Genomic DNA, 22,654 nt, shown 5'->3' with positions numbered 1-22,654 from the left:
TCATGATGTCCGCCACGGCACCGGAAACCGTCACCGGCCAGCAGGAAGAGAATCTCTCCCTGCTGCGGAGCTTCCCGGAAGCCTACAGCGTCCATCTCGACACGTTCGACGGGCCGCTCGACCTGCTGCTGCACCTCATCAAGAAGAACGAACTCGACATCTGCGATATTCCGATTGCAGTCATCACCCGCCAGTATCTCGATTACATCAAACTGATGAAAGAGTTGAACCTGGAGGTGGCCGGCGATTTTCTGCTGATGGCCTCCACGCTGCTGCACATCAAGTCGCGCATGCTGCTGCCACAGCTCGAGCCGGAGGAGGGGGAGGCCGAGGAGGTCGATCCGCGGGCCGAGCTGGTACGCCGCCTGCTGGAGTACCAGCAGTATAAGGAGGCGGGCGAAGTGATCGGTGCCAGGGCACTGTTGGGGCGCGAGGTTTTTGTCCGTTCCTGCCCGGACCAAGCCCTTGCCTCTGTCCAGTATGACGATGGGCCGCTGGAACTGGAGCTGTTCGACCTGGTTGATGCCTTTCGCTCCTTGCTGGCCCGTCTTCCGGTGGAAACCTTTCACGATGTGGCGCCGGTGGAATCGCTCAGCATCGCCGATTGCATCAACGAGATCCTTTCCCTGCTGCAGGAGTCGGAGACCGTACGCTTTGAAGACCTGGTGCGGGATGAACCGACCCGGGAACGATTGATCGTTACCTTTCTGGCCTTGCTCGAATTATGCCGCCTCAAGCTGATCAGGATTTTCCAGTCAGAACCGTACGGCAGCATCTGGTTTGTGCCTGCCGTGACCCAGGAGCCTGAAGCCGAGCCCGGCTTCGCAGGTGAATCATGACATTAACTGCCATAGTCGAAAGTATCATTTTTGCGGCAGATTCTCCTCTGTCGATCGATCGGATGGCCGACCTGCTACAGGAGTATCAACGCGTCGATATCAAGGCAGCGCTGTCCGAACTGGAGGAACTGCATCAGGGCCGGGCAGGGGGTTTCCATCTGGTCGAGGTGGGCGGCGGCTGGCAGTTCAGGACCAGGCCCGAGCTGCAGGAATACGTGCTCAGACAGGTCAGATCCAAAGCGGTCAAATTCTCCCCCTCCGCACTTGAAACCCTGGCTATCATTGCCTACCGCCAACCGGTAACCCGCATCGAAGTGGAACATCTGCGCGGGGTTGACTGCGGCGGTGTACTCAAGACCCTGCTCGAAAAAAAACTGGTCAGAATCCTGGGGAAGAAGGATATACCGGGACGGCCACTGATCTACGGTACCTCCCGGGAATTCCTCGAAGTATTCGGACTCAAGGATCTGAAGAGTCTGCCGACTCTCAAGGAAATCCAGGCGCTGGGAGAGGAACCGCACTTCGAGCAGCAAGAGGAATTGCCGCTCGGTAAGACCGATGGTGTGGTTGAGGGGGAGTAGAAATTCGTCCCTGAGCGTGAACACGAACCGAAAGCTCGAGCGGAGGAAGACATGCTGCGACCACCGGCGGTTGCCGGGCAGTTCTATCCCGGTACACCCGAAAAACTGCGCAACGATCTCGAAAACCTGCTGGTCCGCTCCGATCGGCCGGACAAAGTCCTGGGCATCATGGCCCCCCATGCCGGCTATCTGTATTCCGGGGCCATCGCCGGCGCCGTGTACGGCGGGATCGAAATTCCTGCCACGGTACTGATCATCGGCCCCAATCATCACGGCGCCGGAAAACCGGCTGCCCTGTTCCCCGACGGCCAATGGCAGACCCCCCTGGGGCCGGTGCCGCTCGACTCACGCCTGAATGCCCTGATTCTGCAACACATCCCCTTGGTGCAAACCGATACCCAGGCCCACCGGCAGGAACATTCGCTTGAAGTGCAGCTGCCGTTTTTGCAGATGCTGCGCCCTGATGTCTCCATTGCTGCCCTGTGCCTCGGCTATGGCGATTTTTCCGTGCTCGAAGAGATCGGCAGGGGGCTGGCTTCGGCCATTACCGCTTTTGGCGGTGATGTGCTGATCGTTGCCAGTTCCGATATGAGCCATTACGAATCCGCGGCTTCCGCCCGTGCCAAGGACGGTCTCGCTTTGGAACGGATAACGGCCTTCGATCCGGAAGGGCTGCTGCGCGTCTGCCGTACGGAACGCATCACCATGTGCGGTGTCGTGCCGGCTGCGATCATGATGGTAGCGGCAGCCCGGCTGGGAGCCACCCGGGCCCAGGTGATCGCCTACGGCACCAGCGGCGACGTTACCGGCGACGACCGACAGGTGGTGGGCTACGCTGCCGTGACCGTCTCCTGAACCCGAAAGCCGTCTGCAGCTTCATCCCCGCGAATATCCGCTGTTTCTAACCTCTTATAAGCAATTGACAGGTGGTGCGCAAAAGTGTATACAGTATGCATTTAAGGTGGACAATCCAATCAGGATAACCATACACCAAGGGAGGAACTGAGATGATCGAAGCGTATCTCCAACATGAAGCCGAACGCGCCAAGCAGGGCATTCCCGCGCTGCCCCTGACTCCGGAGCAGACCGCCGACCTGTGCAAGCTGCTGGTAAAACCGCCCAAAGGCAAAGAAGCCTTCCTGCTCGACCTGATCAAGAACCGCGTTTCTCCAGGTGTCGATCCGGCTGCCAAGGTCAAGGCCGAGTTCCTGGCAGAGATCGTGACCGGCAAGAAAAAGTCCCCGCTGATCGATCCGGTGGCTGCCATCCAGATGCTCGGCACCATGATCGGCGGCTATAACGTGACACCGCTGGTTGCCGCACTGAAAGACAAGAAACTGGCTGACGAGGCCGCCAAAGCCCTTTCCGGCATTACCCTGGTGTACGACGCTTTCGACGAAGTCGCCAAGCTGGCCGCAGGCGGCAAGAACGCCGCTGCCGCCCAAGTGTTGAAATCCTGGGCTGACGCCGAGTGGTTCACCAATCGTCCCGGCGTGCCCGAAACCATCAAGGTCAAGGTCTACAAGGTTGATGGCGAAATCAACACCGACGACTTCTCTCCGGCCGGCGACGCCTGGAGCCGTCCCGACATTCCGCTGCACGCACTGGCCATGGGTAAAACCCGCTTCAAGGACGGCCTGGCCACCATTGCCAAGTTCCGCCAGGAAGGGTACCAAGTAGCCTTTGTGGGCGACGTGGTCGGTACCGGTTCTTCCCGCAAGTCGGCCTGCAACAGCGTATTGTGGGCAATCGGTGAAGAGATCCCCTGCGTGCCCAACAAGAAGACTGCCGGAGTGATCATCGGCGGCGTCATTGCCCCGATCTTCTTCAACACCGCCCAGGATTCGGGCGCACTGCCGATCAAGGCCGATGTGACCGGCATGAAGACCGGCGACGTGATCGTGATCGACACAAAGAAGGGGGTCATTACCGACGAGAAAGGCAAGAAGGAGCTCTCCAAGTTCACCATCTCCCCCAACACCGTTGCCGACGAGTTCCGCGCCGGCGGCCGCATTCCGCTGATCATCGGTCGGGCCGTGACCGACAAGGCCAGGAAGGCTCTGGGTCTCAAGCCTTCCACCGCGTTCACCCTGCCGGTCAACCCCAAGCCCAAGGCCAAGCAGGCCTACTCCCTGGCCCAGAAGATGGTGGGCGCCGCCTGCGGCGTGGCCGGCATCCTGCCCGGCACTGCCTGCGAACCCAAGATGACTACGGTCGGTTCCCAGGACACCACTGGCCCGATGACCGCCGACGAGCTCAAGGAACTGGCCTGCCTCAAGTTCCAGGCACCGATGTTCATGCAGTCCTTCTGTCACACTGCCGCCTATCCCAAACCGGCCGACGTCAAGATGCACAAGAACCTGCCCGGTTTCGTTGCCGAGCGGGGCGGTGTTGCCCTGCGTCCCGGCGACGGCGTGATCCACTCCTGGCTGAACCGCCTACTCCTGCCCGACACGGTCGGCACCGGCGGCGACTCCCATACCCGTTTCCCGATCGGCATCAGCTTCCCGGCCGGTTCCGGTCTGGTGGCCTTTGCCGGCGCCATGGGCTTCATGCCGCTGGACATGCCGGAGAGCGTACTGGTACGCTTCAAAGGCAAGTTCAACCCCGGCATCACCCTGCGTGACGCCGTCAACGCCATCCCTTACTGGGCTATCAAGCAGGGGCACCTGACCGTGCCCAAGAAAAACAAAGTCAACATCTTCAACGGCCGCATCCTCGAGATGGAAGGTCTGCCCGACCTGACCGTAGAGCAGGCATTCGAGCTGACCGACGCCGCTGCCGAGCGTTCTGCCGCTGCCGGCTGCATCCAGCTCTCCGAGCAGAGCGTCGCCACCTACCTCAAATCCAACGTGGCGCTGATGAAGAAGATGATTGCCGAGGGCTACTCCGACCCCAATACGCTGAAAAAGCGCATCAAGGACGCCGAAGCCTGGCTGAAGAAGCCGACCCTGCTGAAGGCCGACAAAGGGGCCCAGTATGCGGCCGTGATAGAAATCGATCTGAAGGAGATCACCGAGCCGATCCTGGCCTGCCCGAACGATCCCGACGATGTCAAGCTGTTGTCCCAGGTCAAGGGCACCGCGATTCAGGATGTCTTCCTCGGCTCCTGCATGACCAACATCGGCCACTTCCGCGCCGCGGCCGAGATCTGGAGGGGTAACAAGTTCAACCCCGGTGTCCGCACCTGGATCTGCCCGCCGACCCGCATGGACCAGACCCAGCTCAAGGACGAGGCCTACTTCTCGGTCTACAGCGCCTTTGGTGCCCGCATCGAGATCGCCGGTTGTTCGCTCTGCATGGGCAACCAGGCCCGCGTGCCCGACGGCGTCACGGTCTTCTCCACTTCGACCCGCAACTTCGATGACCGCATGGGCGACGGTGCCAAGGTATTCCTCGGTTCGGCAGAACTCGGCGCGGTTGCCGCGCTGTTGGGCAAGCTGCCCACCCCGGCCGAATATCTGAAGGTGTACAAGGAGAAGGTCGAGCCGAACAAGGAGAAGATCTACAAGTACCTCCAGTTCGACGAAATGCCCGAGTACAAGTAAGCGAAACCCGCTTCCATGCAAGAAGGCCCGCCGGAATTAACCGGCGGGCCTTCTTGTTTTTGAAATCTTATCGGAGTGAGATGTGACTCAGGGAGTCATTTACACGGAAGGTGTCTCCCGCTCCCGCTGATCCTGCTTGCCCAGAAATGCTCCTACAGGCTGAAGCGCCGGACCATATCCTGCAATTCGCCCGAGAGCTGGGAAAGCCGAGAGGAAGAAACGGAGATCTCGCGGGAGCTTTCCGCGCTCATCTGGACAGTTTCGGAAATGGCGTGGATGTTGTTGGTGATCTCCCTGGTGGTGGCGGTCTGTTCCTCGGCCGCCGTGGCGATCTGGTTGATCTGGAGCGTTACGTCGTTGATCTGCTCCAGGATCGACTCCAGCGCCTGACCCGATTTGGCGGCCCCCACCGTTCCCCGCTCTACCTCCACAACCCCTTCCTCCATTGCCTTGACCGCCAGCCTGGTATCGCTCTGGATGCTCTTGATCATCTCGCCGATCTCGCGGGTAGCCTTGGTGGTGCGCTCGGCCAGCGCCCTGACCTCATCGGCGACAACGGCGAATCCACGCCCCTGTTCTCCGGCGCGGGCAGCCTCTATGGCGGCATTGAGAGCCAGCAGGTTGGTCTGGTCGGCAATGTCCTCGATGGTGCCGACGATATTGCCGATCTGTTCGGAACGGGAGCCCAGCAGTTCGACCGCTCCGGCAGAACTGCGCACCTTGTCGGCAATGCGGTTCATGCCGTCTACGGTCTCCCTGACAATAACCGCGCCGTTCTGTGCCGTGACGCTTGCCCGATTGGAACTCTCGGCAGCCATATGGCAGTTGTTGGCAATATCCGAGCTGGTGGCCGACATCTCCTCGCTGGCTGTGGCCACGGCTGCCGCCTGGCCCACCACCCGGTGCGAACCGTCGGCAGTATTTTCGGCATGTGAATTGAGCTGCGACGCAGCGGTGGAAACCTCCCGGGAGCTCTGGTTGACCTTGTCCATGACCTGCCGCAGGCCGTGCACCATCCGGCGCATGGCGCCGTAAATACCGCTGCTGTCTTCTTTCATCTGCAGGGTCAGATCTCCTTCAGCGACCCGGACGGCAATCTCCTCCATCTCCTTTGGTTCGGCACCGATGTTCCTGAGCAGCAGTTTCGTCACCATAACAGCCATGAGGCTGACGATGATAAGAATGAGGAGCGTGGCTCCCAGGATCAGGTAAATTCCCTGCTTGATACGAGCGCGATTTTCATCGGAAGCCTTCTTGACCAGTGCTTCCAGGTCATCGACATAGTTGCCGGTACCGATGACCCAGTCGAACGGTTTGAAGTACAGGGAGTAGCTCCGTTTCGGCAGCGGCTGGTCATTCCCCGGCTTTGGGAACCAGTAGTCGGTATACCCCCCTCCGGGCTGCATGCCGTTCTTGATGATTTCCTGCATCATGTATTTTCCGCGTACGTCCTTCATGTCGATGCGGCTCTTGCCTTCCACCTCTGCCTTGCCCAGCATCGCCACATTGACTCCCGCGGAGGTGTCCGCCCATATGTAGCCGTTGTCCCCGAAATGCAGGTTGCGGATCACGTCGGCCCCGATCGTCTTGGCGTCATCCAGGGACAGTTCGCCTTTCTGGTGCCGCTCGTTGATCCGCTGCAGGATGCTGACGGCAAGCTCCACCTGGCTCTTGGCCTGGGTATCGAAATCGCGGAACAGCGATTTCCGGTAGGAATCCATGAAGGTATGGTGACTGTTGAGGAACTCTTTCAGGGCAATGGTGCCGGTGGGAGCGCCGAGGACGAAACAGCTGGTGAGCACCAGCAGCAGGATCTTTGCCTTGAAGCTGATACCGGAGAGGGATACATTCATTGGATTGCCTCCTTGAAAATGGTCAAAACCTTCGGCCGATCCTTCCTCATGCGCTCGGATCAATACGATGTTGGAATATACAGCATGCACCCCCTGTAGACAACAATTAAGATCGTTCTAGTCCTGTTTTACTCTCCTACTTTTTTTTCGCAGATGTAACAAAGGCCACCCCGCCATCGGTGACCTTTGTTACATGCCTGTTTCAGTCTGCTCAGAGCGACTTCAGATATTCCACAAGATCGTTTTTTTCGCCATCGGAGAGCCTGAGGGTCAGGAAACTGTCATAATGGTTGATCACGTCCAACAGGGTGGCGAACCTGCCGTCGTGATAAAATCCCCCCTTGGTATGGGTCCAGAGCCCCTTTAGCGGAGAAGTGCGGTAGCGTTCGTCAGGCGAGCGCTTGGCCTGGAAATCATCGATGCCCACTTCGGCCGCGGTATGCATATTCCAGCCCGGCTCGGTGAAGAGCGGGGGAACATGACAGGTGGCGCATTTGGCCTTGTCCGAGAAAAGAGCCTTGCCGCGATCTGCGGCAGCTGCATCGAAAGAACCTGCCGGCGGAGCTGGAGCCGGCAATGACAACTGGAACAGGTGTAGGGAGGCCAGCTTCGGAGTGATCAGATCCTCTTCCCGGGTCGGCTGACGCACATTGAAGAAGCCGTTCCTGGCTGCTACCGGGAACTTGACCGCATCGTTCAGGCGAGGATCGTAGAAAGTGCCTTTGCCGTGCATCTCGATATTGGCCACAAAGGCATTCCAGTAGGTCACGGATCCCCATCCGGTCCAGGTATGAAGGTTGACTCCCGACAACCCGAAGGCGGGGGGTATGAGCGCTGCGGATGATCCGGGCATGCCCCCCGGTTTGGCAGTCTTGCCGTCCAGAAACAGCTCAGCGTCGAATTTTCCCGGACCCCACCCGTTGAGGACCGCTTTCACTGTCGGCACATCGCTCCCCAGCAGGTCTGCGAGCGGTTTGAGATTCGGAGCAAGAGCCACGATCGCCCCGATGTCGAGGTCCCTGTTTGCCCAGCCATCCAGGCGGTGGCCGATGCCGCCGGAGAACGAATCGTCAACGGTCGAGTGGCAGAGGGCGCACTGGATGCCAATTGACCTGAGGCTGCCGTCTTCATTGAAGAAACCGGTGACACCGACAACGGCATTGAGCTTGAGCAGTGCAATCGTACTGGCCGGATCGTCGAGATTTATGTCCCCCTCCTTGATCTGTTGTGTCAAGTCAGCCGGGAGTGCCTCCACATCCACCTTGAGTCCCAGGGAAAGTACAGTCTTCGGACCAATTCCAGCGATCGCCTGGTGCAGTTTCAGCGTGTCGCCCCAGAATGTCTCATCGCCGAATGTGTCGAAGCGGAATGTCTTTTGCCCGTCAACAACCATCTGATTCTGGCTGTCGGCCTTCTTCTCAGCGGCCGACGCCGGAGAGCCGCCGCCACTGCCGTTGCAGCCGGCAAGCAGCGCAATCAGGGCGGTAAGCGACAGCATGACCACAGCAAACGCACTACAAACCTTCGATTTTATGTCCATGGTACCTCCTTTGCGAGCCTGGGTGTGCCTCCTTCCGATTGCAGCCGTTCCTAGTATCTCCGTGACGTGTGTAAGAATCGACCAGATGCTGTCCCACCCAGGTGGGATCCATGCCTAAAAGTCTAACATCGGAGGGGGAAACTACATTAATTCGTTGTAATTGCGATGAAATGATGAACGCAGCGGGGAAAAACCGCCAAGCGTATCGAGAGGAATGGGCAGGGGGAAGCAGGTGTACACCTAAAAATACTTGAGGCGGGAATGGCGATGGCGTAGTATATGCCCGTTCCGGGCTGGCCTGAGGGCTGTACCGAAACAATCTCAAATCATGTCTACTGCAATAAAAGGAGAGTTGAAGATGTCGCTTGCCTGGGATGACACTCTGACCCTTGGAATCGATGAAATCGACAGTCAGCACAGGGAACTTTTCGATCGCTTCAATGCCTTGTCCCAGTCCTTTGCTAACGGTGACCGCACCCACGGCCTGAGAGACCTGCTGGATTACGTCAACACCTATTTGAAAGATCATTTTCCCGTTGAAGAAGAGATCATGGAACGCCATAATTATCCCAAACTTCAGGAACACAGGAATCTGCATGTCGATTTCCTGAACGAGATAAAAGATCTGGAAGCCAAAATCAACCGGGAAGGTGAAACCCATACGCTCTCGCTGGTCGTCTATAAAAAACTCCTGCAGTGGATGATCCGACACATTAAAAATTACGACCGGGAAATGGTGGTGTTTATCAAGGAGCGGTTCGAGGTGCCGTAGATCATGTGTGCTCAGCGGCCACCAAGCCGGCACATCCCGATGAAGTTCCCGCGCCTGAAATACCTTTTTCTCCTACCAATTCCTGATCGTGCTCCCGAATATGTTCTTCGGAACTCTCAGGTCCAAATACTCCCTTCGTGTTATCATTGATCAAAGAATGGCAGCTGAAACAACTCCTAAGACCGGACTTCTAAGCCCCCACTCCGTTTCATGGCGGAGCCACTGTAGTCTCCGGTTTTCCAGACAGGGGAGGTGATATGCGTACTACAGATATAGTCGTGGTCGGCGGAGGAGTGGTCGGAACAGCTACGGCCATGGCCCTGCTGGAGCGCCACCCCGGTCTGGAGGTGGCTGTAGTCGAGAAAGAGGCATGTCTCGCCTCTCATCAGAGCGGACACAACAGCGGTGTGATCCATTCCGGCCTCTACTACCGGCCGGGATCGCTCAAGGCACGCACGTGCATCAGCGGACGGGATGCCCTGTATAGCTTCTGCGCCGAGCACAACATTGCCCATGAACGCTGTGGCAAGGTCGTGGTCGCTACCGACGAAAGCGAGCTGGCAGCGCTGGATGCGCTGGAGCAGCGGGGCAGGGACAATGGATTGGAGGGGCTGGAGCGGCTCGACAGTCGGGGGCTGCGCCATTACGAACCGCATGTGGCGGGGATTGCCGGCCTGTTTGTGCCGCAGACCGGCATCGTCGATTATCCCCTGGTGACGGAAGCCTATGCCGACGTCATCCGCAGCCGCGGAGGCCGGGTGCATACCCACTGCGCCGTGGCGCAGGTCGACCGGCAGGGGGAGGGCTTCGTACTCGGAACGTCCCGGGGCGAGCTTGTCTGCCGCTACCTGATCAACTGCGCCGGGTTGCACAGCGATATCCTGGCGCGCCTGTGCGGGGTGGAGACCGATGTGCGCATCGTACCGTTTCGGGGCGAATATTACGTGATCCAGGCGGCTCGCCGCATGCTGGTCAGAAACCTGATCTATCCGGTACCGGACCCGGCCTTCCCTTTTTTGGGGGTGCACTTCACGCGCATGATCAACGGCGAGGTGGAGGCCGGTCCCAATGCGGTTCTCGCCCTGAAGCGGGAGGGATACAGTCGCCTGAGTTTTTCCCTGCGCGACACCCTGGATATGGTGCGCTTTCCGGGATTCCGCAAACTCGTCCGCCGCTACTGGCGGATGGGGGTGCAGGAGTACCGCCGTTCCTTTAGCAGGCGTATCTTTGTCAATGATCTGATGCGCCTGGTTCCGGAAGTGGGCCCGGCTGATATCAGGCGGGGTGGGGCGGGGGTCAGGGCCCAGGCGGTCGACCGTGACGGGCGTCTGCTGGACGATTTCCATATTGCCTCCGGCGCCGGCATGATTCACGTGCTGAATGCCCCTTCACCGGCTGCGACCGCCTCGATCAGCATCGGCCGGACAATAGCCGATCACGCTGCGGAAAATTTTGCGTTGTAAGAGGGGAGGCATATCCGTTTTCGGAGACGCAGCTCCGGCGCTTCATCCCCATACCGCCGGCCTGTTTTCATTTGGCGCAAGGGGGATATAATCTGTGGGAAAGAGAAGAGGTGAGAGCGCTCATGCCGGAGTGCAGTTCATCGCCGTCACGCCTGTTGCTGCAGGCCCTCGGTGAGTTTAATCGCGGCTGCTGGTTCGAGTGTCACGAAACCCTTGAGGAGCTGTGGGTGGGTGAACAGGGGGAGTTGCGTGATTTCTATCAGGGGATTTTACAGATCGCGGTGGCCCTCCATCATTGGCGCAACGGGAACTTTGGCGGTGCGGTCAGCCTTCTCGAAGGGGGTGCCCGTTACTTGAGACGTGTTTCCGGCGTCTGCCAGAGGATCGATGTAGCCGCCCTGATCGCGGAGAGCGACAAGGTCAGGGAAACCTTGGGCCAACTGGGGCGGGAACGGATGTCGGAGCTGCCTGCGGAATTGATTCCCCGGCTGCGCCTGACGGATACTTCACTGACGTAAGGCTTTGGAAACGGTGGCCGTGCATGTTCAACTGGTTACGCAGGAAAGATACAGCGGTGCTGGAATTTCCGGACAATGCTTCCGCGTTCGCCCATGCCTGTACCTGCGGATATCCTCTGCTCATCAATGCCAGAATCCCGGCGCTGGTGCTGGAAGAGGGACACCGCGGCAGCGCGGGTGAACGCTGTTTTCTGCTGCATCTGGCGAGTCAACAGGAACCTCTCGAAATCTGGGGATGCACCCTGGCCGATGCGCCGGCGCATCCGGACGTGGGCGACCTGGTGAGCTTCCGCATCGTCAGGATCGCCACGGAGCTGCCGGTCCATGCCAGTCTGATCGGTTATATCGACAACCGGCTGCAGCCGGTGCTGGTCGGGAACAGGGGCTGGCGCATCGCCACCAGTTTCATGTCCGGCAACATCAAGCCGGAGCTCCACCTGTAGAGGCGCTCAACATTCGCCCGGCAGGGTCCTGTCGATCAGTTCGATGATCTCCTGGTAGAGAGCAATCGTGATGGAGGTCTGAATCCATTTTGCAATGACTGCACGGCCAAGGGAGATACCGTTGACCAGCATCCCTGCGATGATAAACAGCCCGATGCTCATTTTTCCGTCAGCCAGCAGGTAGCACCCGAAGGCTCCGATCAGCATCATCAATGCCAGCCATGCTGCCTGCGGTCCGCGCATCGGATTTTCCAGCACGGACAGGAAATCGATATAGTAACAGATCAGGCTGCGTGTTCTTTGCATGAAGGCAGCGGTGTCGCTCGTACCGCAAAGGTAGGCATAGCTCAGAAACCTCGTCTCGGCGGCCTTGCGCTCACTTTTTTTGCGCTCCTTCATGTAACACTCGATAGCCTCATCGATCTTTGCTGCTGTCATGACATACCCCCGTACCGAACATCGAACCGGTACACCGAAAGTGATTGCCCTGCCATTCTCAAGTATATCACAAAGGGAATTGCAGGCATTGACGGTCGGTAAATCACCTTCGAAAAGGAGCGCCGATGTATCTCATCCAGATCCTGCTGCCGCTGCTGGATAATGATGGAAAACCGTTTCCGCCGCATGAATACGAACGGGTGCGCGACGAACTGACAGAACTGTACGGCGGTATCACCACCTACGTCCGTTCGCCGGCCAAAGGCTTATGGAAGGAAAGCAGCAGCATGACTATTCATGATGACATCGTGATTTACGAAGTCATGGTCGGGCAGCTCGATCGCGACTGGTGGCGGGCATACCGTGAAAAACTGGCCAGCCTGTTCAGGCAGGAGGTCCTGATTGTCCGGGTCAGCGAGGTATCCCTGCTGTAAAAAAACGTGCTGTACATATCCTGCTGTTCTTTCGTGGTTCTTCAAAAAATTACCCCTCCCAAAAAAATTACCCCTCTTTCAAAGTAAGCAGATGGGCCGTATTCCGGTGTCCGCCCGGCAAAAAAATGCCGGGCGGCAACTGATCCCCTATCGGCCGTTCATTTGGTTTTTCACGGCATTACGGCCGCCGGAACGACTGGCATATTTTCTGCTGAGAATATACCGATCCCCGTGATCGAGCATTTTCAGGAGGTTGCTTTCATGAATATGGTTGAAATCAAAAAGATGGCCCTGGCGCATCTGCTGAGTCCCGGAAGTTTGAAAAAGATAGACCTGGTAAGGCTGATCCAGCACAGCGAAGGTTATCAGGAGTGTTTCGGCACACCTGCCGTCAGCGGTTGCGGCCAAACCGATTGCCTGTGGCGGGAGGACTGCAGAAAACAGCAGGCCCAGTAGCGAAAAACATCTTAAAAAATCAAAGGAGAACGTATGAAGATGAAGGAAGAGATTTCAACGCATCTTGAGGGTGATTGGACGATTTCGACTATTACCCAGCGGGCGAACTCTCTGATGGAATTCTCGACACAGCAATCCGAGGTTGTCCTGCAGGGGCTTGTGGTTAACATCGACTGCAGCGGCATTGAAAAGATAGATGTGAGCGGGCTGCAGTTGCTGTACGTGTGGCTGCAGTGCATGAACCTCAAAGGTTTCCGTACCAAACTCACCAACATTTCCGCTGCGATGAGGGAAATGCTCGTCCGCATGGGGCTTCATACCATTTTCGAGACGCAGCATCTGCCATTGGCCGCATAGGCCATCCCGATCCAAATCACAGGAAAGAATTTCAAGCGGCCGTGATACGAGAGCCCGGTGTGAAGCGGGCTCTCGCTGCGTCTGATGCCGCATGTCAATCGAACATCAGTTTGCGCTCGAAGTCCATGGAGTGCGTCAGCCGCTTCGCATCTTCGATCGATATCCTGCCCTGCCTGTAGAGCGCCAGAAGATGCTGGTCCAGGCTCTGCATGCGATACTGGGAGCTGCCGTTCTCGATATGTTTTTCGATCTCATCGAGCCGCCCCTCGCGGATGCAGGACATGATCGTGGTGGTGGAGCGCATGATTTCCACGACCGGCAGGATACCTTCACCTGATTTATCCTTCACCAGTCGCAGCGAAACGATTGCAACCAGGACGTCGGCCAGTCGCTGGCGGACGATCTCCTGCGATTCCGGGGGGAAGTTGCCGATGATGCGGTTGATCGTGGAAACGGCACCCTGGGTGTGCAGGGTCGACAGAACCAGATGCCCGGTTTCAGCTGCCTTGATGCAGGAGTCGATCGTTTCGCGGTCACGCATTTCGCCGACCATGATGACATCCGGGTCCATCCGCAGTGCCGCTTTCAGGGCGGTATTGAAGCAGTGGGTGTCGATGCCGACTTCCCTCTGGATGATGCAGCTCTTCAGCGACGTGAACAGAAACTCGATCGGGTCTTCAATCGTGATGATGTTGTAACTCTGGTTTTCATTGAGGAATCTCAGCATGGAGGCCAGGGTGGTCGATTTGCCGTTGCCGGTGGGGCCGGTCACCAGTATCAGCCCGTTGGGGGCTTGGGCGATCTCGGCCAGCACGGGGGGCAGGTTCAGATCCTGGAAGGTGCCGATATGGGGGGGGATGACGCGCATGATGATGCCGAAGTGTCCGCGCTGGCGAAAGATGCTGACCCGGAACCGTCCGCCGCTGGCCAGCGCGTAGGAGGCGTCCAGCTCTTTCAGGTCGTCACTGAGTTGGCGGTTGTTGTACGCGAGAATGGTGGCCGCAATGAATTCCGTATCCTTCGGGGTAAGATTCGGCATCTTTGAACGGATAAGCTGGCCCCGTCCCCGAAAAAAAGGGGGGTTGTCGACTTCGAAGTGAAGATCCGAAACCTTTTTCTGAAAGGCGATTTCGAGAATCTGATTGAGGATGTTCGCGTCCATAGCGGTCCTTCTTGTTGGAGAGATGACAGGTCAGGTGTCCGGGTGCTTTTTTCGGTACAGGTTGTTGTCCAGCACCAGCCCGGCGTGACGCGCCACAATATCGAGCAGGTCGATCTGTGCGGGCCAGCCGGTCTTGATGCCGGAATCAGCGTAAATCACGGCTATTGTCCTGCCGAAGGTTTTTATCGGCATCAGCAGTATTGCCGGATCGGCCGGTTCGCCGATTTTGTCGAACAGATGGTTGCGCAAAAAGGGATCGTCGGCCGGACCGGCATGCAAGCGGCCGCTGCGGATGACGTCCTGAAAAACCGAAGGATGCGTCAGCGGAATTCGGAAGAGGAGCGGGGCGCTTGCCCCGGAACCTGTATCCTGTGCGATACCGAAGCTCTTTTCCGCAACCAGTTCGGATGTGCCGACGACAAAGGTGATGCAGCGCCGGAACATGGCAGATGCAAATTGCAGGGGAATGAAGGCAACCTCGGGAATTTCACGCGCTTCTCCGAGTTTGTGGATGGATTCCTTGAAAAGGCGCAGCATCAGGTGATTGGATGCGTTCAATGATCTTTCGATGTAAGCCTGGAAGGCCTTCAGAAATTTGATGGTGTCATCGGCAAAGGAGTCACGGCGTTCAAAGGGATCGGGACGGGAAAGGACGTACCGTGCTCCTTCCTGCAAGGCACGCAGCGAAAAATCGAAATCGCGCTGGGCTACCAGTTGGACGATCGAGGCCTGAGGATGGTTCTCCATTTCCCGGAGCATCAACTGCGCAAGCGCATCTTCCGAAAAGGGGGAGGGGGATTGCTGCGGGGCATCGAAAACCAGCAGCGGCACCAGCTCCCGGGAAAGTGTCTGTTCCAGGAGGTGATCGAGGCTCTCTTCATCCTCGGCGGAAACGAACAGCACATTTTCAGCCTTGCAAACGGTGAACACGATGTGCCGGAGAAACTCGTCCCGGCTGTAAACGATCACTGCCAGCGCAGCGCCTCCGGAACTCGGCAGGCGCCCCCCGCCTGCAACGGGCACGGCAGACAGTTCCGTCAGAAAGGAAAGCAGCTTTTCCTGTTCCGCATCCGCCAGACCCTGCACGGCCTTTATCTTACGGCGGTGGTTCTCGGTACCGTCGTGATCCTTCAGACCGCCGAAATGATCCGGTATCTTTTTCTCGACAGAATCGAGCGCCTCAAGTCCCAGATCGTCCACCGTAATCTGCCACGGCTGGGTTTCATCAAAAGGAGTTCCGTCGGATTCGCACGGGAAAGCACCGGAGGCAAGGGTGCCGTCGTGCATCTTCTCGTCATAGATACGGAGCGCATCCATCAGTACATTCTGCGTATTGAGATGGATCTCCTGCCTGAGGGTTTCGGGGAAATAGCGGTATTCGTCGCTGATGACCGTGGAGGTGACATCAAGGGCGAAACTTCCTTCGCTCCAGGTGAGGATATCGACGATGGTCATTTCGATCAGTGTTGCCAGGCCTGAAAAGGCAGCCTCCTTCCCGAGCAGACCGCTTTCGATCAGGGTGGCTATCAACGGTTTGCGCCGGTTTCCGGCGCTCTGTTGCAGCCCGACGGCCCGGTCCAGGTCTTCACGGCTGACAGCGTTCATTTCCACCAGGATCTGGCCGATGCGAATGTGGTTATTTGCATGATTGGCGCTGACGATGTACCCATCGCTGAAGGCCAGCTGGCTTTCTCCGCCGGGGCCGTTCAGGCGAAGGGTGCCGGTCTTTCTGGTGGAGTGCAGCAGTTGAATGATATCGATTATCGGAAAATGTTCCAGGTCGCCTGCAAAGGACATGGACACCAGCCTCTCACGTGGTTTTATCCGATAAAATCATACAAAAAGGTGAATGATCAAGCATTTAATTTTTAGAAACGCCGACAGTGCGCGTGTTTGTGAATGCACACAGCATTCGGATCCGAGCGACTGATGGGCGGCCCCATACGCCTGTTGTGCTCTGCAGTGAATTGCCGGTATGCTATAGTCTAAGAAAACAACGACTTCTTCCGGAGGATTGTTGCATGCCGGTTCCTCACCAGCTTCGCCGGATCTCCCCCACCGTGTGGGAACTTCCCGTTTCCTACAAGGAGGGCATGCGGGTTCCGGGCAGGATCATAGCCACTGAAGCGCTTCTGGAGGCAATGGAAGCGGGGGTGTTCGAGCAGACCGCCAACGTGGCCTGTCTGCCCGGCATCCTCAGGTATTCCTACTGCATGCCGGATGGACACTGGGGCTACGGCTTTCCCATCGGCGGCGTGGCGGCCATGGATCCCAACACCGGGGTAATCTCCCCCGGCGGGATCGGTTTTGACATCAATTGCGGCATGCGGCTGGTGCTGACAAATCTGACCGAGGAACAGGTTACCCCCCATCTCCGGCAGCTGGTGGACCTGATGTTTACCCGCATTCCCACCGGAGTTGGCTGTACCGGGTTTGTGCGCTGTTCCCGCACCGAATTCCGCACGGTCATCGAACAGGGATCACGCTGGTGTCTCGACAAAGGATATGCCTGGCCTGAAGATCTGGAGATGACCGAAGAACACGGCTGTTTCGGCGGGGCCAATGCGGATGCGGTGAGCGAGAAGGCTATCGAGCGGGGATACGACCAGATCGGTACCTTGGGGTCGGGCAACCATTACTGCGAGATACAGGTGGTCAGGCCAGAGAACATCTACGACAGGAAAACCGCCGAGGCTTTCGGCATTACCATCCCGAACCAGGTGGTGGTCATGTTCCACTGCGGCAGCCGCGGCTTCGGGCATCAGGTGGCTACCGATTATCTGCAGACCTTTCTCAGGGTCATGACCACCAAGTACGGCATCAGGATCCACGACCGCGAGCTCTCCTGCGCCCCGTTCCGTTCCCCCGAAGGGCAGGCCTATTTCGCCGCGATGAAATGCGCCGTGAATATGGGATTCGCCAACCGCCAGGTGATCCTGCACCGCCTGCGGGAGGTCTTCTCGCGGGTCTTTCATAGATCGCCCGAAGATCTAGGCATGCGCATGGTCTATGACGTGGCCCATAACACCGCCAAGCTGGAAACCCATCAGATCGAAGGGCAAAGACGGGAAGTGCTGGTGCACCGCAAGGGAGCCACCCGTTCTTTCGGCCCCGGCATGGCCGGCATTCCCGAATGTTATCAGGAGACGGGCCAGCCGGTGATCATCGGCGGCAGTATGGAGACGGGGTCCTACCTTCTGGCAGGGGAAAAAGGTGCCGAGGCCACGTTCTGCACCACCGCCCACGGCAGCGGCCGCACCATGAGCCGTCATCAGGCCAGGAAGATGGTCAAGGGACAGAAACTTCTGGGAGAGATGGAGCAGCGCGGCATCTACGTTCGCAGCGATTCGTACGGCGGCCTGGCCGAGGAGGCGGGGTTCGCCTACAAGGACATCGATCTGGTCACAGCGGCCACCGAGGAGGCGGGACTCAGCCGGCGGGTGGTCAAACTGGTGCCGATCGGAAATATCAAGGGCTGATACAACAGCCTGCTCCCGAAGGGAATCAGCATGCCGTATCGATTTCTTGAAGACTTGGTGACAGCCGACGTGGCCTTTGAGGCATGGGGCGGGACAAAAGAGGAGATGTTCATCTCTTCGGCGGCTGCGCTGCTGGCCACCATGGTCCATGATCCGCAGCTGGTAAAACCGTTGCTGGAGCAGCCTATCGCAGTTTCCCACGAGGAGCTGGATCTGCTGCTGTATGCATTTCTGGCGGAGCTGGTCTTCTACAAGGATGCCCGCAGACTGCTGCTGCATGCGGACAGGCTGCAGATAACCGAACGAGATGGCAGCTTTCAGCTCGAAGCGGTTGCACGGGGGGAAGAGATCGACTATGACCGGCATCCGCTGCTGGTGGACGTAAAAGCGGTTACGCTTCACCGGTTCGGGGTGGCTTTTGACGGCACCATCTGGAAGGCGACGGTCGTTCTGGATATTTGAGATTATTCCGCCGAGTTTTCCGTAGGGGGAGTACCTGCGCCTGCAGGTTTTCTTCTGCGCCTGCGTTTCTTTTTGGCAGGCTCACCCGTTACAGGGGGAGCAGCAGCCTGGTCAGGTGTTGCAGGTTGTACGGCGGCCGCTTTCTTTTCAGAGGGCTTTTTGCGGGTCCTGCTGCCGGAGCGTTTTTCGCCGGCGCGTTCCCTGGGAAATTCCTTTTTGCGTTCCGGCTTGGCCACCCGGATGAAGTCGTGCACAAACAGGTCGTCCTCGGCCCATTCGGCCGGGATCTTGTGCCGGATGTAGCCTTCGATGGCTTCCAGGTAAAAGGCGCCATCCTCGTCCGCCAGGGAGATCGCCTTGCCTTCGGCTCCGGCTCGCGCGGTCCGGCCGATCCGATGGACGTAGTCCTCGCAATCCTGGGGTAAATCGTAATTGATGACGTGCGAAACGCCGTCGATGTGCAGGCCGCGTGAAGCGACATCGGTGGCGATCAGAATCGGCAGCTTGCCCTCTTTGAAATCCTCCAGGATACGCAGGCGTTTCTTCTGTTCGACATCGCCCGAAATAATGCGGCAGGGAAAGCCGTTGGCGTTCAGGCGATCGTGCAGGTACTCCCCCTCGCGCTTGGTATTGATGAATATCATGGTGCGCGCCATGCCGTCGCGCCGCAACAGTCCGAGCAGGAGCGGGAATTTCTCCTTGCGGGAGACGTGGTAGATGACCTGCTCGATTCTTTCGGCGGTCATTTTTTCAGGGGTCACCGACACCTTTTCGGGCATGTTCATGAATTCGTACGCCAACTCCATGACGCGCTGATTGAGTGTGGCCGAAAACATCAGGTTCTGGCGCTTGTCGAACGGGGGCAGGCGGCGCAGAATGAAGCGCAGATCCGCAATGAATCCCATATCGAACATGCGATCGGCCTCGTCGATCACCAGCATTTCGATCTGCTTGAGACTGTAGACTTTCTGCTTGAGATAGTCGATCAATCGCCCCGGCGTGCCGATCACCACGTCGGCTCCCTCCCGAAGGGCGTCGCGCTGCTTCATGTAATCCACGCCGCCGTAGATGGCCTGGATGGTGAGACCGCAATACTTGCCCAGGAGCTGGGCATCCTGCTCGATCTGCACCACCAGCTCGCGGGTGGGGGCCAGGATCAGGGCACGGGGATGGCCGCCGGTGTTGCCGGTGCCGGACAGCAACCGGGAAAACAGGGTCACCAGGAAGGCGGCTGTCTTGCCGGTGCCGGTCTGGGCTTGGCCGGCCACATCTTTGCCCGTCAGCGAAATCGGCAGGGTACTCTGCTGAATCGGTGTACATTCAATAAACCCGGCTTCGGCGATTCCTCTCCGGAGCGACTCGGGCAGCATAAGAGCATCAAATTTCATTTATTCCTCGAATAGGTGCGTAACGGTATGTATTGAAGACATCAGGGTATACCATATACCGCAGGGTACTTATCTGGCAATGGAAACCTTCCGGCAGCCGCTTTTTGCCGCTGGTGGTACGGCCAGAAAGGTTGACAAATCACATTTTAATCTTTTAGTATGTTGAAACTTTACCCCAAGGATACCTTTGATGCAGGCTGCTTTGAACATTATCGGCGCCGAAATGAAGAGCGTCGAGCAGCAATTTGTGAAAGACCTCGAATCGGATGTCCCCCTGATCCGCAAGGTCGGCGAATATGTGCTCTCCAGCGGCGGTAAACGCATCCGTCCTGCACTGCTGTTGCTGGCCGCGCACCTCTGCGGATACCAGGGCAATCAGGCCGTTCCCCTGGCAAGCGTCATTGAATTCATCCATACCGCCACCCTGCTTCACGACGATGTCGTGGACAGCGCAACGCTGCGGCGCGGCATCGCCTCTGCCAATACCCTGTGGGGCAACGAGGCCTCGGTGCTTGTCGGAGACTTCCTCTTTTCCAAATCCTTCTCGCTGATGGTTGCCGTCGGCAGCATGGATGTCCTGCGGGTACTTTCCAATGCCACCACCGTCATTGCCGAAGGGGAAGTTCTGCAACTGCTCTGTACCGGCGAGCTTGACCTGACGGAGGAGCAGTATGTGGGCGTGGTCCGCTCGAAGACCGCCATTCTGATGTCGGCCGCCTGCGAGGCCGGAGCCATTCTCGGAGCTGTCAGCCCTGAGAAACAGCAGGCTCTGGCCAATTTCGGCATGGACCTTGGCATCGCATTCCAATTGATGGACGACACGCTGGACTATATCGCGTCGGAAGAAGAGTTCGGCAAAAGCATCGGCCACGACCTGGAAGAGGGTAAGATAACCCTGCCCCTGATCCACACCCTGCGCCAGTGCAATCAGAAAGAACGGGATGTGATTGCCGCTGTCGTTGAAAAGGACGAAATGTCGCTGGATGAGTTCCGCGAGGTTTCAGGCCTGGTGAAGCGGTACGGCGGCATAGAGTATAGTATTGCCTCCGCACGACGTTACATCGACGCCTGCTCCGCCCATCTCGAACTGTTCGAAGCCGGACCCGTACGGGAGGCGTTGCTCGATCTGGCCGGCTATGTGGTGACCCGTAGCAGATAGCTTCCCTTCGCTCCCCCCTTGTCGGCTGAAAACAAGCACCTGGAGGAAAAATGAGACGACTTCTGTGTCTGGTGATGCTGCTGCTCATGACTGCTGCGGTTTCGCTGTCGGGCTGTACCCGCAAGGAGCAGACGGCCGCGAAGCAGGCGCCCTCCGAAAACAGTCCTGCTCCCGATGTGCAGGTGACGGCCCTTGACGGAAGCACGCTCAAGCTTTCCGATCTTCGGGGCAAGGTGGTGCTGCTCAACTTCTGGGCCACCTGGTGTCCCCCCTGCCGCGAAGAAATCCCCTCCATGATGGCTCTCGAAAAGTCCATGTCCGGTAAACCGTTCCAGATGGTAGCGGTGTCGATCGACGAAGGGGGTAAGCAGGCTGTTGAATCCTTCTTTCAGACCAGCGGTTTCAAACTTCCGGCCTATACCGATCCGGAGGGCAAGGCCGGCAAGATCTACGGCATCACCGGTGTTCCGGAAACCTTCATCATCGATAAGCGTGGTATACTTGTGAAGAAGGTGATCGGGGCCCTTTCGTGGGACAGTCCCGAGGCACATGCCTTTCTGGAAGGACTGACAAAATAGCAGCGGATACTATCCATGCCGAGTCAACAAGTCACATATCTGGGCGCCATCCTGGCTGGCCTGCTGTCGTTCCTGTCGCCCTGCGTGCTGCCGTTGATCCCTTCCTTCATAACCTACATCACCGGTCTTTCCTTCAGCGATCTGCAGGCTGAACACCCCTCCAACCTTGTCCGTCGCAAGACGATCTTCCATTCCCTCTGCTTCATAGCCGGTTTTACGGTGGTGTTCGTGTTCCTGGGAGCCTCGGCCACACTGATCGGGACCTTTCTGCAGGAACATGTGGTGGCGATCAGAAGGGTTGGCGGCCTGCTGATCTTTTTCTTCGGCCTGCACGTGACCGGTCTGATCCCCATCGGAGCGCTGCTGGGCGAGAAACGGGTATCTATCAAGCACAAGCCTGCCGGTTATGCCGGCAGTTTCCTGGTTGGTCTGGTGTTCGCGGCCGGTTGGACCCCCTGCATCGGTCCGATCCTGGCATCCATTCTGATGGTTGCCGCCACCGAAGGCAACATGCGCGAGGGCATAACCCTGCTGCTGCTCTACTCCCTCGGGCTCGGTCTGCCCTTCCTGATCTCGTCCCTGGCCCTGCACCAGTTTCTGGTAGTGTTCAATCGCTTCAAAAAATTCATTCGCGTGTTCGAGATCATTACCGGTCTGTTCCTGATGGGGGTGGGTATCCTGCTCTTCTTCAACTGGCTGTCGCGTCTTTCCGCCTATTCGAACATGCTCTTCAACCAATGAAGGCCTATCGCGCACGGCACTCCATCCAATTGGTTGTCGCCGACCTGGTTGTGACCGAAGCCTTTTACGCCGGTATTCTTGAACTGCCCGTCCAGAGGCCATTCACCTCACCCGGGGCGCCCGATCATCTTGTGCTGGATCTGGGGGGCGTTGCCATCGTGTTTGTCGAGGAGGGGGATGTCGTCAGAACCCATCCGGTGCTCGAACATCGTCTGGGCCTGTTTCCACGGGGCACCGGCGTCACCCTGCATTTCGAGGTCGAAGACATCGAAGGGATCAGCGACGCGATCCAGGAGGAGGATCTTGAAATCCTCTATCCTCTGGAGATCAAGCCATACGGCATCAAAGAGATGTGGTGCTTTGATCCGGACGGATATCTGGTCGTGCTGGATGAGCCGGTTAAGAAGCGAAAGGCCGGATAAGCGCCGGCTTCGCTTTTCAAG

23 protein-coding genes are annotated in these 22,654 nt (G+C 58.0%); 17 read left to right on the top strand and 6 right to left on the bottom strand.

Annotated elements, in window-relative coordinates:
* Positions 1-2: 2 nt before the first annotated feature.
* The 4 genes from GSVR_RS11360 (at position 3) to acnB (ending at position 4,968) form a co-directional block, all read left to right on the top strand.
* Positions 3-839 (top strand): ScpA family protein, encoded by an 837-nt coding sequence (locus GSVR_RS11360; RefSeq protein WP_305040924.1) that lies wholly within the window; start codon positions 3-5, stop codon positions 837-839.
* A complete protein-coding gene (scpB, locus tag GSVR_RS11355; RefSeq protein ID WP_173200491.1) occupies positions 836-1,420 on the top strand; it encodes an SMC-Scp complex subunit ScpB in 585 nt (194 codons plus the stop codon). Before GSVR_RS11360 ends, scpB begins: the two co-directional genes overlap by 4 nt.
* A 51-nt stretch (positions 1,421-1,471) precedes the next feature.
* Positions 1,472-2,275 (top strand): AmmeMemoRadiSam system protein B, encoded by an 804-nt coding sequence (gene amrB / locus GSVR_RS11350; protein WP_173200493.1) that lies wholly within the window; start codon positions 1,472-1,474, stop codon positions 2,273-2,275.
* 152 nt (positions 2,276-2,427) lie between these two features.
* Complete coding sequence (gene acnB, locus GSVR_RS11345; protein ID WP_173200495.1) at positions 2,428-4,968, top strand: bifunctional aconitate hydratase 2/2-methylisocitrate dehydratase; 2,541 nt, start codon at positions 2,428-2,430, stop codon at positions 4,966-4,968.
* A gap of 152 nt (positions 4,969-5,120) precedes the next feature.
* Here acnB and GSVR_RS11340 read toward each other — a convergent pair whose 3' ends face one another.
* Positions 5,121-6,821, bottom strand: coding sequence for a methyl-accepting chemotaxis protein (locus GSVR_RS11340; RefSeq protein ID WP_173200497.1), 1,701 nt, complete (start codon positions 6,819-6,821; stop codon positions 5,121-5,123).
* Positions 6,822-7,032: 211 nt separating this feature from the next.
* Complete coding sequence (locus GSVR_RS11335) at positions 7,033-8,361, bottom strand: hypothetical protein (RefSeq protein ID WP_173200499.1); 1,329 nt, start codon at positions 8,359-8,361, stop codon at positions 7,033-7,035.
* A 358-nt stretch (positions 8,362-8,719) separates the two neighbouring features.
* Between GSVR_RS11335 and GSVR_RS11330 the strand changes: the two genes are divergently transcribed.
* The 4 genes from GSVR_RS11330 (at position 8,720) to GSVR_RS11315 (ending at position 11,557) form a co-directional block, all read left to right on the top strand.
* Positions 8,720-9,133, top strand: coding sequence for a bacteriohemerythrin (locus tag GSVR_RS11330; protein ID WP_173200500.1), 414 nt, complete (start codon positions 8,720-8,722; stop codon positions 9,131-9,133).
* Between the two features lie 257 nt (positions 9,134-9,390).
* Positions 9,391-10,596 (top strand): L-2-hydroxyglutarate oxidase, encoded by a 1,206-nt coding sequence (gene lhgO / locus GSVR_RS11325; RefSeq protein WP_173200502.1) that lies wholly within the window; start codon positions 9,391-9,393, stop codon positions 10,594-10,596.
* A 122-nt stretch (positions 10,597-10,718) separates the two neighbouring features.
* Positions 10,719-11,114, top strand: coding sequence for a DUF309 domain-containing protein (locus GSVR_RS11320; protein ID WP_173200658.1), 396 nt, complete (start codon positions 10,719-10,721; stop codon positions 11,112-11,114).
* A 23-nt stretch (positions 11,115-11,137) separates the two neighbouring features.
* Positions 11,138-11,557 carry a hypothetical protein gene (locus tag GSVR_RS11315; protein WP_173200504.1) on the top strand — a complete coding sequence of 140 codons (420 nt, stop codon included), beginning with the start codon at positions 11,138-11,140 and terminating at the stop codon, positions 11,555-11,557.
* A 6-nt stretch (positions 11,558-11,563) separates the two neighbouring features.
* Here the strand turns inward: GSVR_RS11315 and GSVR_RS11310 are convergent, their stop codons facing one another.
* Positions 11,564-11,995, bottom strand: coding sequence for a GSU0071 family protein (locus GSVR_RS11310; protein WP_173200506.1), 432 nt, complete (start codon positions 11,993-11,995; stop codon positions 11,564-11,566).
* A gap of 125 nt (positions 11,996-12,120) precedes the next feature.
* On the opposite strand from GSVR_RS11310, the gene GSVR_RS11305 reads away from it, so the two are divergent.
* The 3 genes from GSVR_RS11305 (at position 12,121) to GSVR_RS11295 (ending at position 13,242) form a co-directional block, all read left to right on the top strand.
* Complete coding sequence (locus tag GSVR_RS11305; protein WP_173200508.1) at positions 12,121-12,429, top strand: hypothetical protein; 309 nt, start codon at positions 12,121-12,123, stop codon at positions 12,427-12,429.
* A gap of 261 nt (positions 12,430-12,690) precedes the next feature.
* Positions 12,691-12,885 carry an SAP domain-containing protein gene (locus GSVR_RS11300; RefSeq protein WP_173200510.1) on the top strand — a complete coding sequence of 65 codons (195 nt, stop codon included), beginning with the start codon at positions 12,691-12,693 and terminating at the stop codon, positions 12,883-12,885.
* A gap of 33 nt (positions 12,886-12,918) precedes the next feature.
* Entirely contained in the window at positions 12,919-13,242 is a 324-nt protein-coding gene (locus GSVR_RS11295) for a lipid asymmetry maintenance protein MlaB (protein ID WP_173200512.1), read from the top strand.
* A 94-nt stretch (positions 13,243-13,336) separates the two neighbouring features.
* Here GSVR_RS11295 and GSVR_RS11290 read toward each other — a convergent pair whose 3' ends face one another.
* Together GSVR_RS11290 and GSVR_RS11285 are read right to left on the bottom strand one after the other, a co-directional pair.
* On the bottom strand, positions 13,337-14,404 hold the full coding sequence (locus tag GSVR_RS11290) for a type IV pilus twitching motility protein PilT (RefSeq protein WP_173200514.1): 1,068 nt from the start codon (positions 14,402-14,404) through the stop codon (positions 13,337-13,339).
* Positions 14,405-14,434: 30 nt separating this feature from the next.
* Positions 14,435-16,201: a DUF4388 domain-containing protein gene (locus GSVR_RS11285; protein ID WP_173200516.1), complete on the bottom strand. Its 1,767-nt coding sequence runs from the start codon at positions 16,199-16,201 to the stop codon at positions 14,435-14,437.
* Between the two features lie 224 nt (positions 16,202-16,425).
* On the opposite strand from GSVR_RS11285, the gene GSVR_RS11280 reads away from it, so the two are divergent.
* Both GSVR_RS11280 and GSVR_RS11275 read left to right on the top strand, forming a co-directional pair.
* Positions 16,426-17,883 (top strand): RtcB family protein, encoded by a 1,458-nt coding sequence (locus GSVR_RS11280; RefSeq protein WP_173200518.1) that lies wholly within the window; start codon positions 16,426-16,428, stop codon positions 17,881-17,883.
* Between the two features lie 30 nt (positions 17,884-17,913).
* Positions 17,914-18,345, top strand: coding sequence for an archease (locus GSVR_RS11275; protein WP_173200519.1), 432 nt, complete (start codon positions 17,914-17,916; stop codon positions 18,343-18,345).
* A gap of 2 nt (positions 18,346-18,347) precedes the next feature.
* Here the strand turns inward: GSVR_RS11275 and GSVR_RS11270 are convergent, their stop codons facing one another.
* Complete coding sequence (locus tag GSVR_RS11270; RefSeq protein ID WP_173200521.1) at positions 18,348-19,733, bottom strand: DEAD/DEAH box helicase; 1,386 nt, start codon at positions 19,731-19,733, stop codon at positions 18,348-18,350.
* Between the two features lie 190 nt (positions 19,734-19,923).
* On the opposite strand from GSVR_RS11270, the gene GSVR_RS11265 reads away from it, so the two are divergent.
* The 4 genes from GSVR_RS11265 to GSVR_RS11250 are packed head-to-tail and all read left to right on the top strand — an operon-like array spanning position 19,924 to position 22,633.
* The gene (locus tag GSVR_RS11265; RefSeq protein ID WP_173200523.1) at positions 19,924-20,892 is read left to right on the top strand and encodes a polyprenyl synthetase family protein; all 969 of its coding nucleotides are present in this window, start codon (positions 19,924-19,926) and stop codon (positions 20,890-20,892) included.
* A 50-nt stretch (positions 20,893-20,942) separates the two neighbouring features.
* Entirely contained in the window at positions 20,943-21,470 is a 528-nt protein-coding gene (locus GSVR_RS11260; RefSeq protein WP_173200525.1) for a TlpA disulfide reductase family protein, read from the top strand.
* Between the two features lie 15 nt (positions 21,471-21,485).
* Entirely contained in the window at positions 21,486-22,211 is a 726-nt protein-coding gene (locus GSVR_RS11255; RefSeq protein ID WP_173200527.1) for a cytochrome c biogenesis CcdA family protein, read from the top strand.
* On the top strand, positions 22,208-22,633 hold the full coding sequence (locus tag GSVR_RS11250; protein WP_173200529.1) for a glyoxalase/bleomycin resistance/extradiol dioxygenase family protein: 426 nt from the start codon (positions 22,208-22,210) through the stop codon (positions 22,631-22,633). The genes GSVR_RS11255 and GSVR_RS11250 overlap by 4 nt, the downstream gene beginning before the upstream one ends.
* Positions 22,634-22,654 lie beyond the last annotated feature (21 nt).

It is taken from the genome of Geobacter sp. SVR, assembly GCF_016865365.1.
In the GTDB taxonomy this organism is placed as follows: domain Bacteria; phylum Desulfobacterota; class Desulfuromonadia; order Geobacterales; family Pseudopelobacteraceae; genus Pelotalea.
This window is presented reverse-complemented; position numbering and strand designations above follow the sequence as displayed.

Excerpts from the sequence above, each read along its gene's own strand:
- GSVR_RS11310 (WP_173200506.1), bottom strand. The coding sequence starts at position 11,995 with ATGACAGCAGCAAAGATCGATGAGGCTATCGAGTGTTACATGAAGGAG.
- GSVR_RS11305 (WP_173200508.1), top strand. The coding sequence starts at position 12,121 with ATGTATCTCATCCAGATCCTGCTGCCGCTGCTGGATAATGATGGAAAA.
- GSVR_RS11360 (WP_305040924.1), top strand. The coding sequence starts at position 3 with ATGATGTCCGCCACGGCACCGGAAACCGTCACCGGCCAGCAGGAAGAG.
- scpB (WP_173200491.1), top strand. The coding sequence starts at position 836 with ATGACATTAACTGCCATAGTCGAAAGTATCATTTTTGCGGCAGATTCT.
- GSVR_RS11295 (WP_173200512.1), top strand. The coding sequence starts at position 12,919 with ATGAAGATGAAGGAAGAGATTTCAACGCATCTTGAGGGTGATTGGACG.
- amrB (WP_173200493.1), top strand. The coding sequence starts at position 1,472 with ATGCTGCGACCACCGGCGGTTGCCGGGCAGTTCTATCCCGGTACACCC.
- GSVR_RS11300 (WP_173200510.1), top strand. The coding sequence starts at position 12,691 with ATGAATATGGTTGAAATCAAAAAGATGGCCCTGGCGCATCTGCTGAGT.
- GSVR_RS11250 (WP_173200529.1), top strand. The coding sequence starts at position 22,208 with ATGAAGGCCTATCGCGCACGGCACTCCATCCAATTGGTTGTCGCCGAC.
- GSVR_RS11285 (WP_173200516.1), bottom strand. The coding sequence starts at position 16,201 with ATGTCCTTTGCAGGCGACCTGGAACATTTTCCGATAATCGATATCATT.
- acnB (WP_173200495.1), top strand. The coding sequence starts at position 2,428 with ATGATCGAAGCGTATCTCCAACATGAAGCCGAACGCGCCAAGCAGGGC.
- GSVR_RS11330 (WP_173200500.1), top strand. The coding sequence starts at position 8,720 with ATGTCGCTTGCCTGGGATGACACTCTGACCCTTGGAATCGATGAAATC.
- GSVR_RS11265 (WP_173200523.1), top strand. The coding sequence starts at position 19,924 with ATGCAGGCTGCTTTGAACATTATCGGCGCCGAAATGAAGAGCGTCGAG.
- GSVR_RS11335 (WP_173200499.1), bottom strand. The coding sequence starts at position 8,361 with ATGGACATAAAATCGAAGGTTTGTAGTGCGTTTGCTGTGGTCATGCTG.
- lhgO (WP_173200502.1), top strand. The coding sequence starts at position 9,391 with ATGCGTACTACAGATATAGTCGTGGTCGGCGGAGGAGTGGTCGGAACA.
- GSVR_RS11290 (WP_173200514.1), bottom strand. The coding sequence starts at position 14,404 with ATGGACGCGAACATCCTCAATCAGATTCTCGAAATCGCCTTTCAGAAA.
- GSVR_RS11340 (WP_173200497.1), bottom strand. The coding sequence starts at position 6,821 with ATGAATGTATCCCTCTCCGGTATCAGCTTCAAGGCAAAGATCCTGCTG.
- GSVR_RS11315 (WP_173200504.1), top strand. The coding sequence starts at position 11,138 with ATGTTCAACTGGTTACGCAGGAAAGATACAGCGGTGCTGGAATTTCCG.
- GSVR_RS11320 (WP_173200658.1), top strand. The coding sequence starts at position 10,719 with ATGCCGGAGTGCAGTTCATCGCCGTCACGCCTGTTGCTGCAGGCCCTC.
- GSVR_RS11260 (WP_173200525.1), top strand. The coding sequence starts at position 20,943 with ATGAGACGACTTCTGTGTCTGGTGATGCTGCTGCTCATGACTGCTGCG.
- GSVR_RS11270 (WP_173200521.1), bottom strand. The coding sequence starts at position 19,733 with ATGAAATTTGATGCTCTTATGCTGCCCGAGTCGCTCCGGAGAGGAATC.
- GSVR_RS11280 (WP_173200518.1), top strand. The coding sequence starts at position 16,426 with ATGCCGGTTCCTCACCAGCTTCGCCGGATCTCCCCCACCGTGTGGGAA.
- GSVR_RS11255 (WP_173200527.1), top strand. The coding sequence starts at position 21,486 with ATGCCGAGTCAACAAGTCACATATCTGGGCGCCATCCTGGCTGGCCTG.
- GSVR_RS11275 (WP_173200519.1), top strand. The coding sequence starts at position 17,914 with ATGCCGTATCGATTTCTTGAAGACTTGGTGACAGCCGACGTGGCCTTT.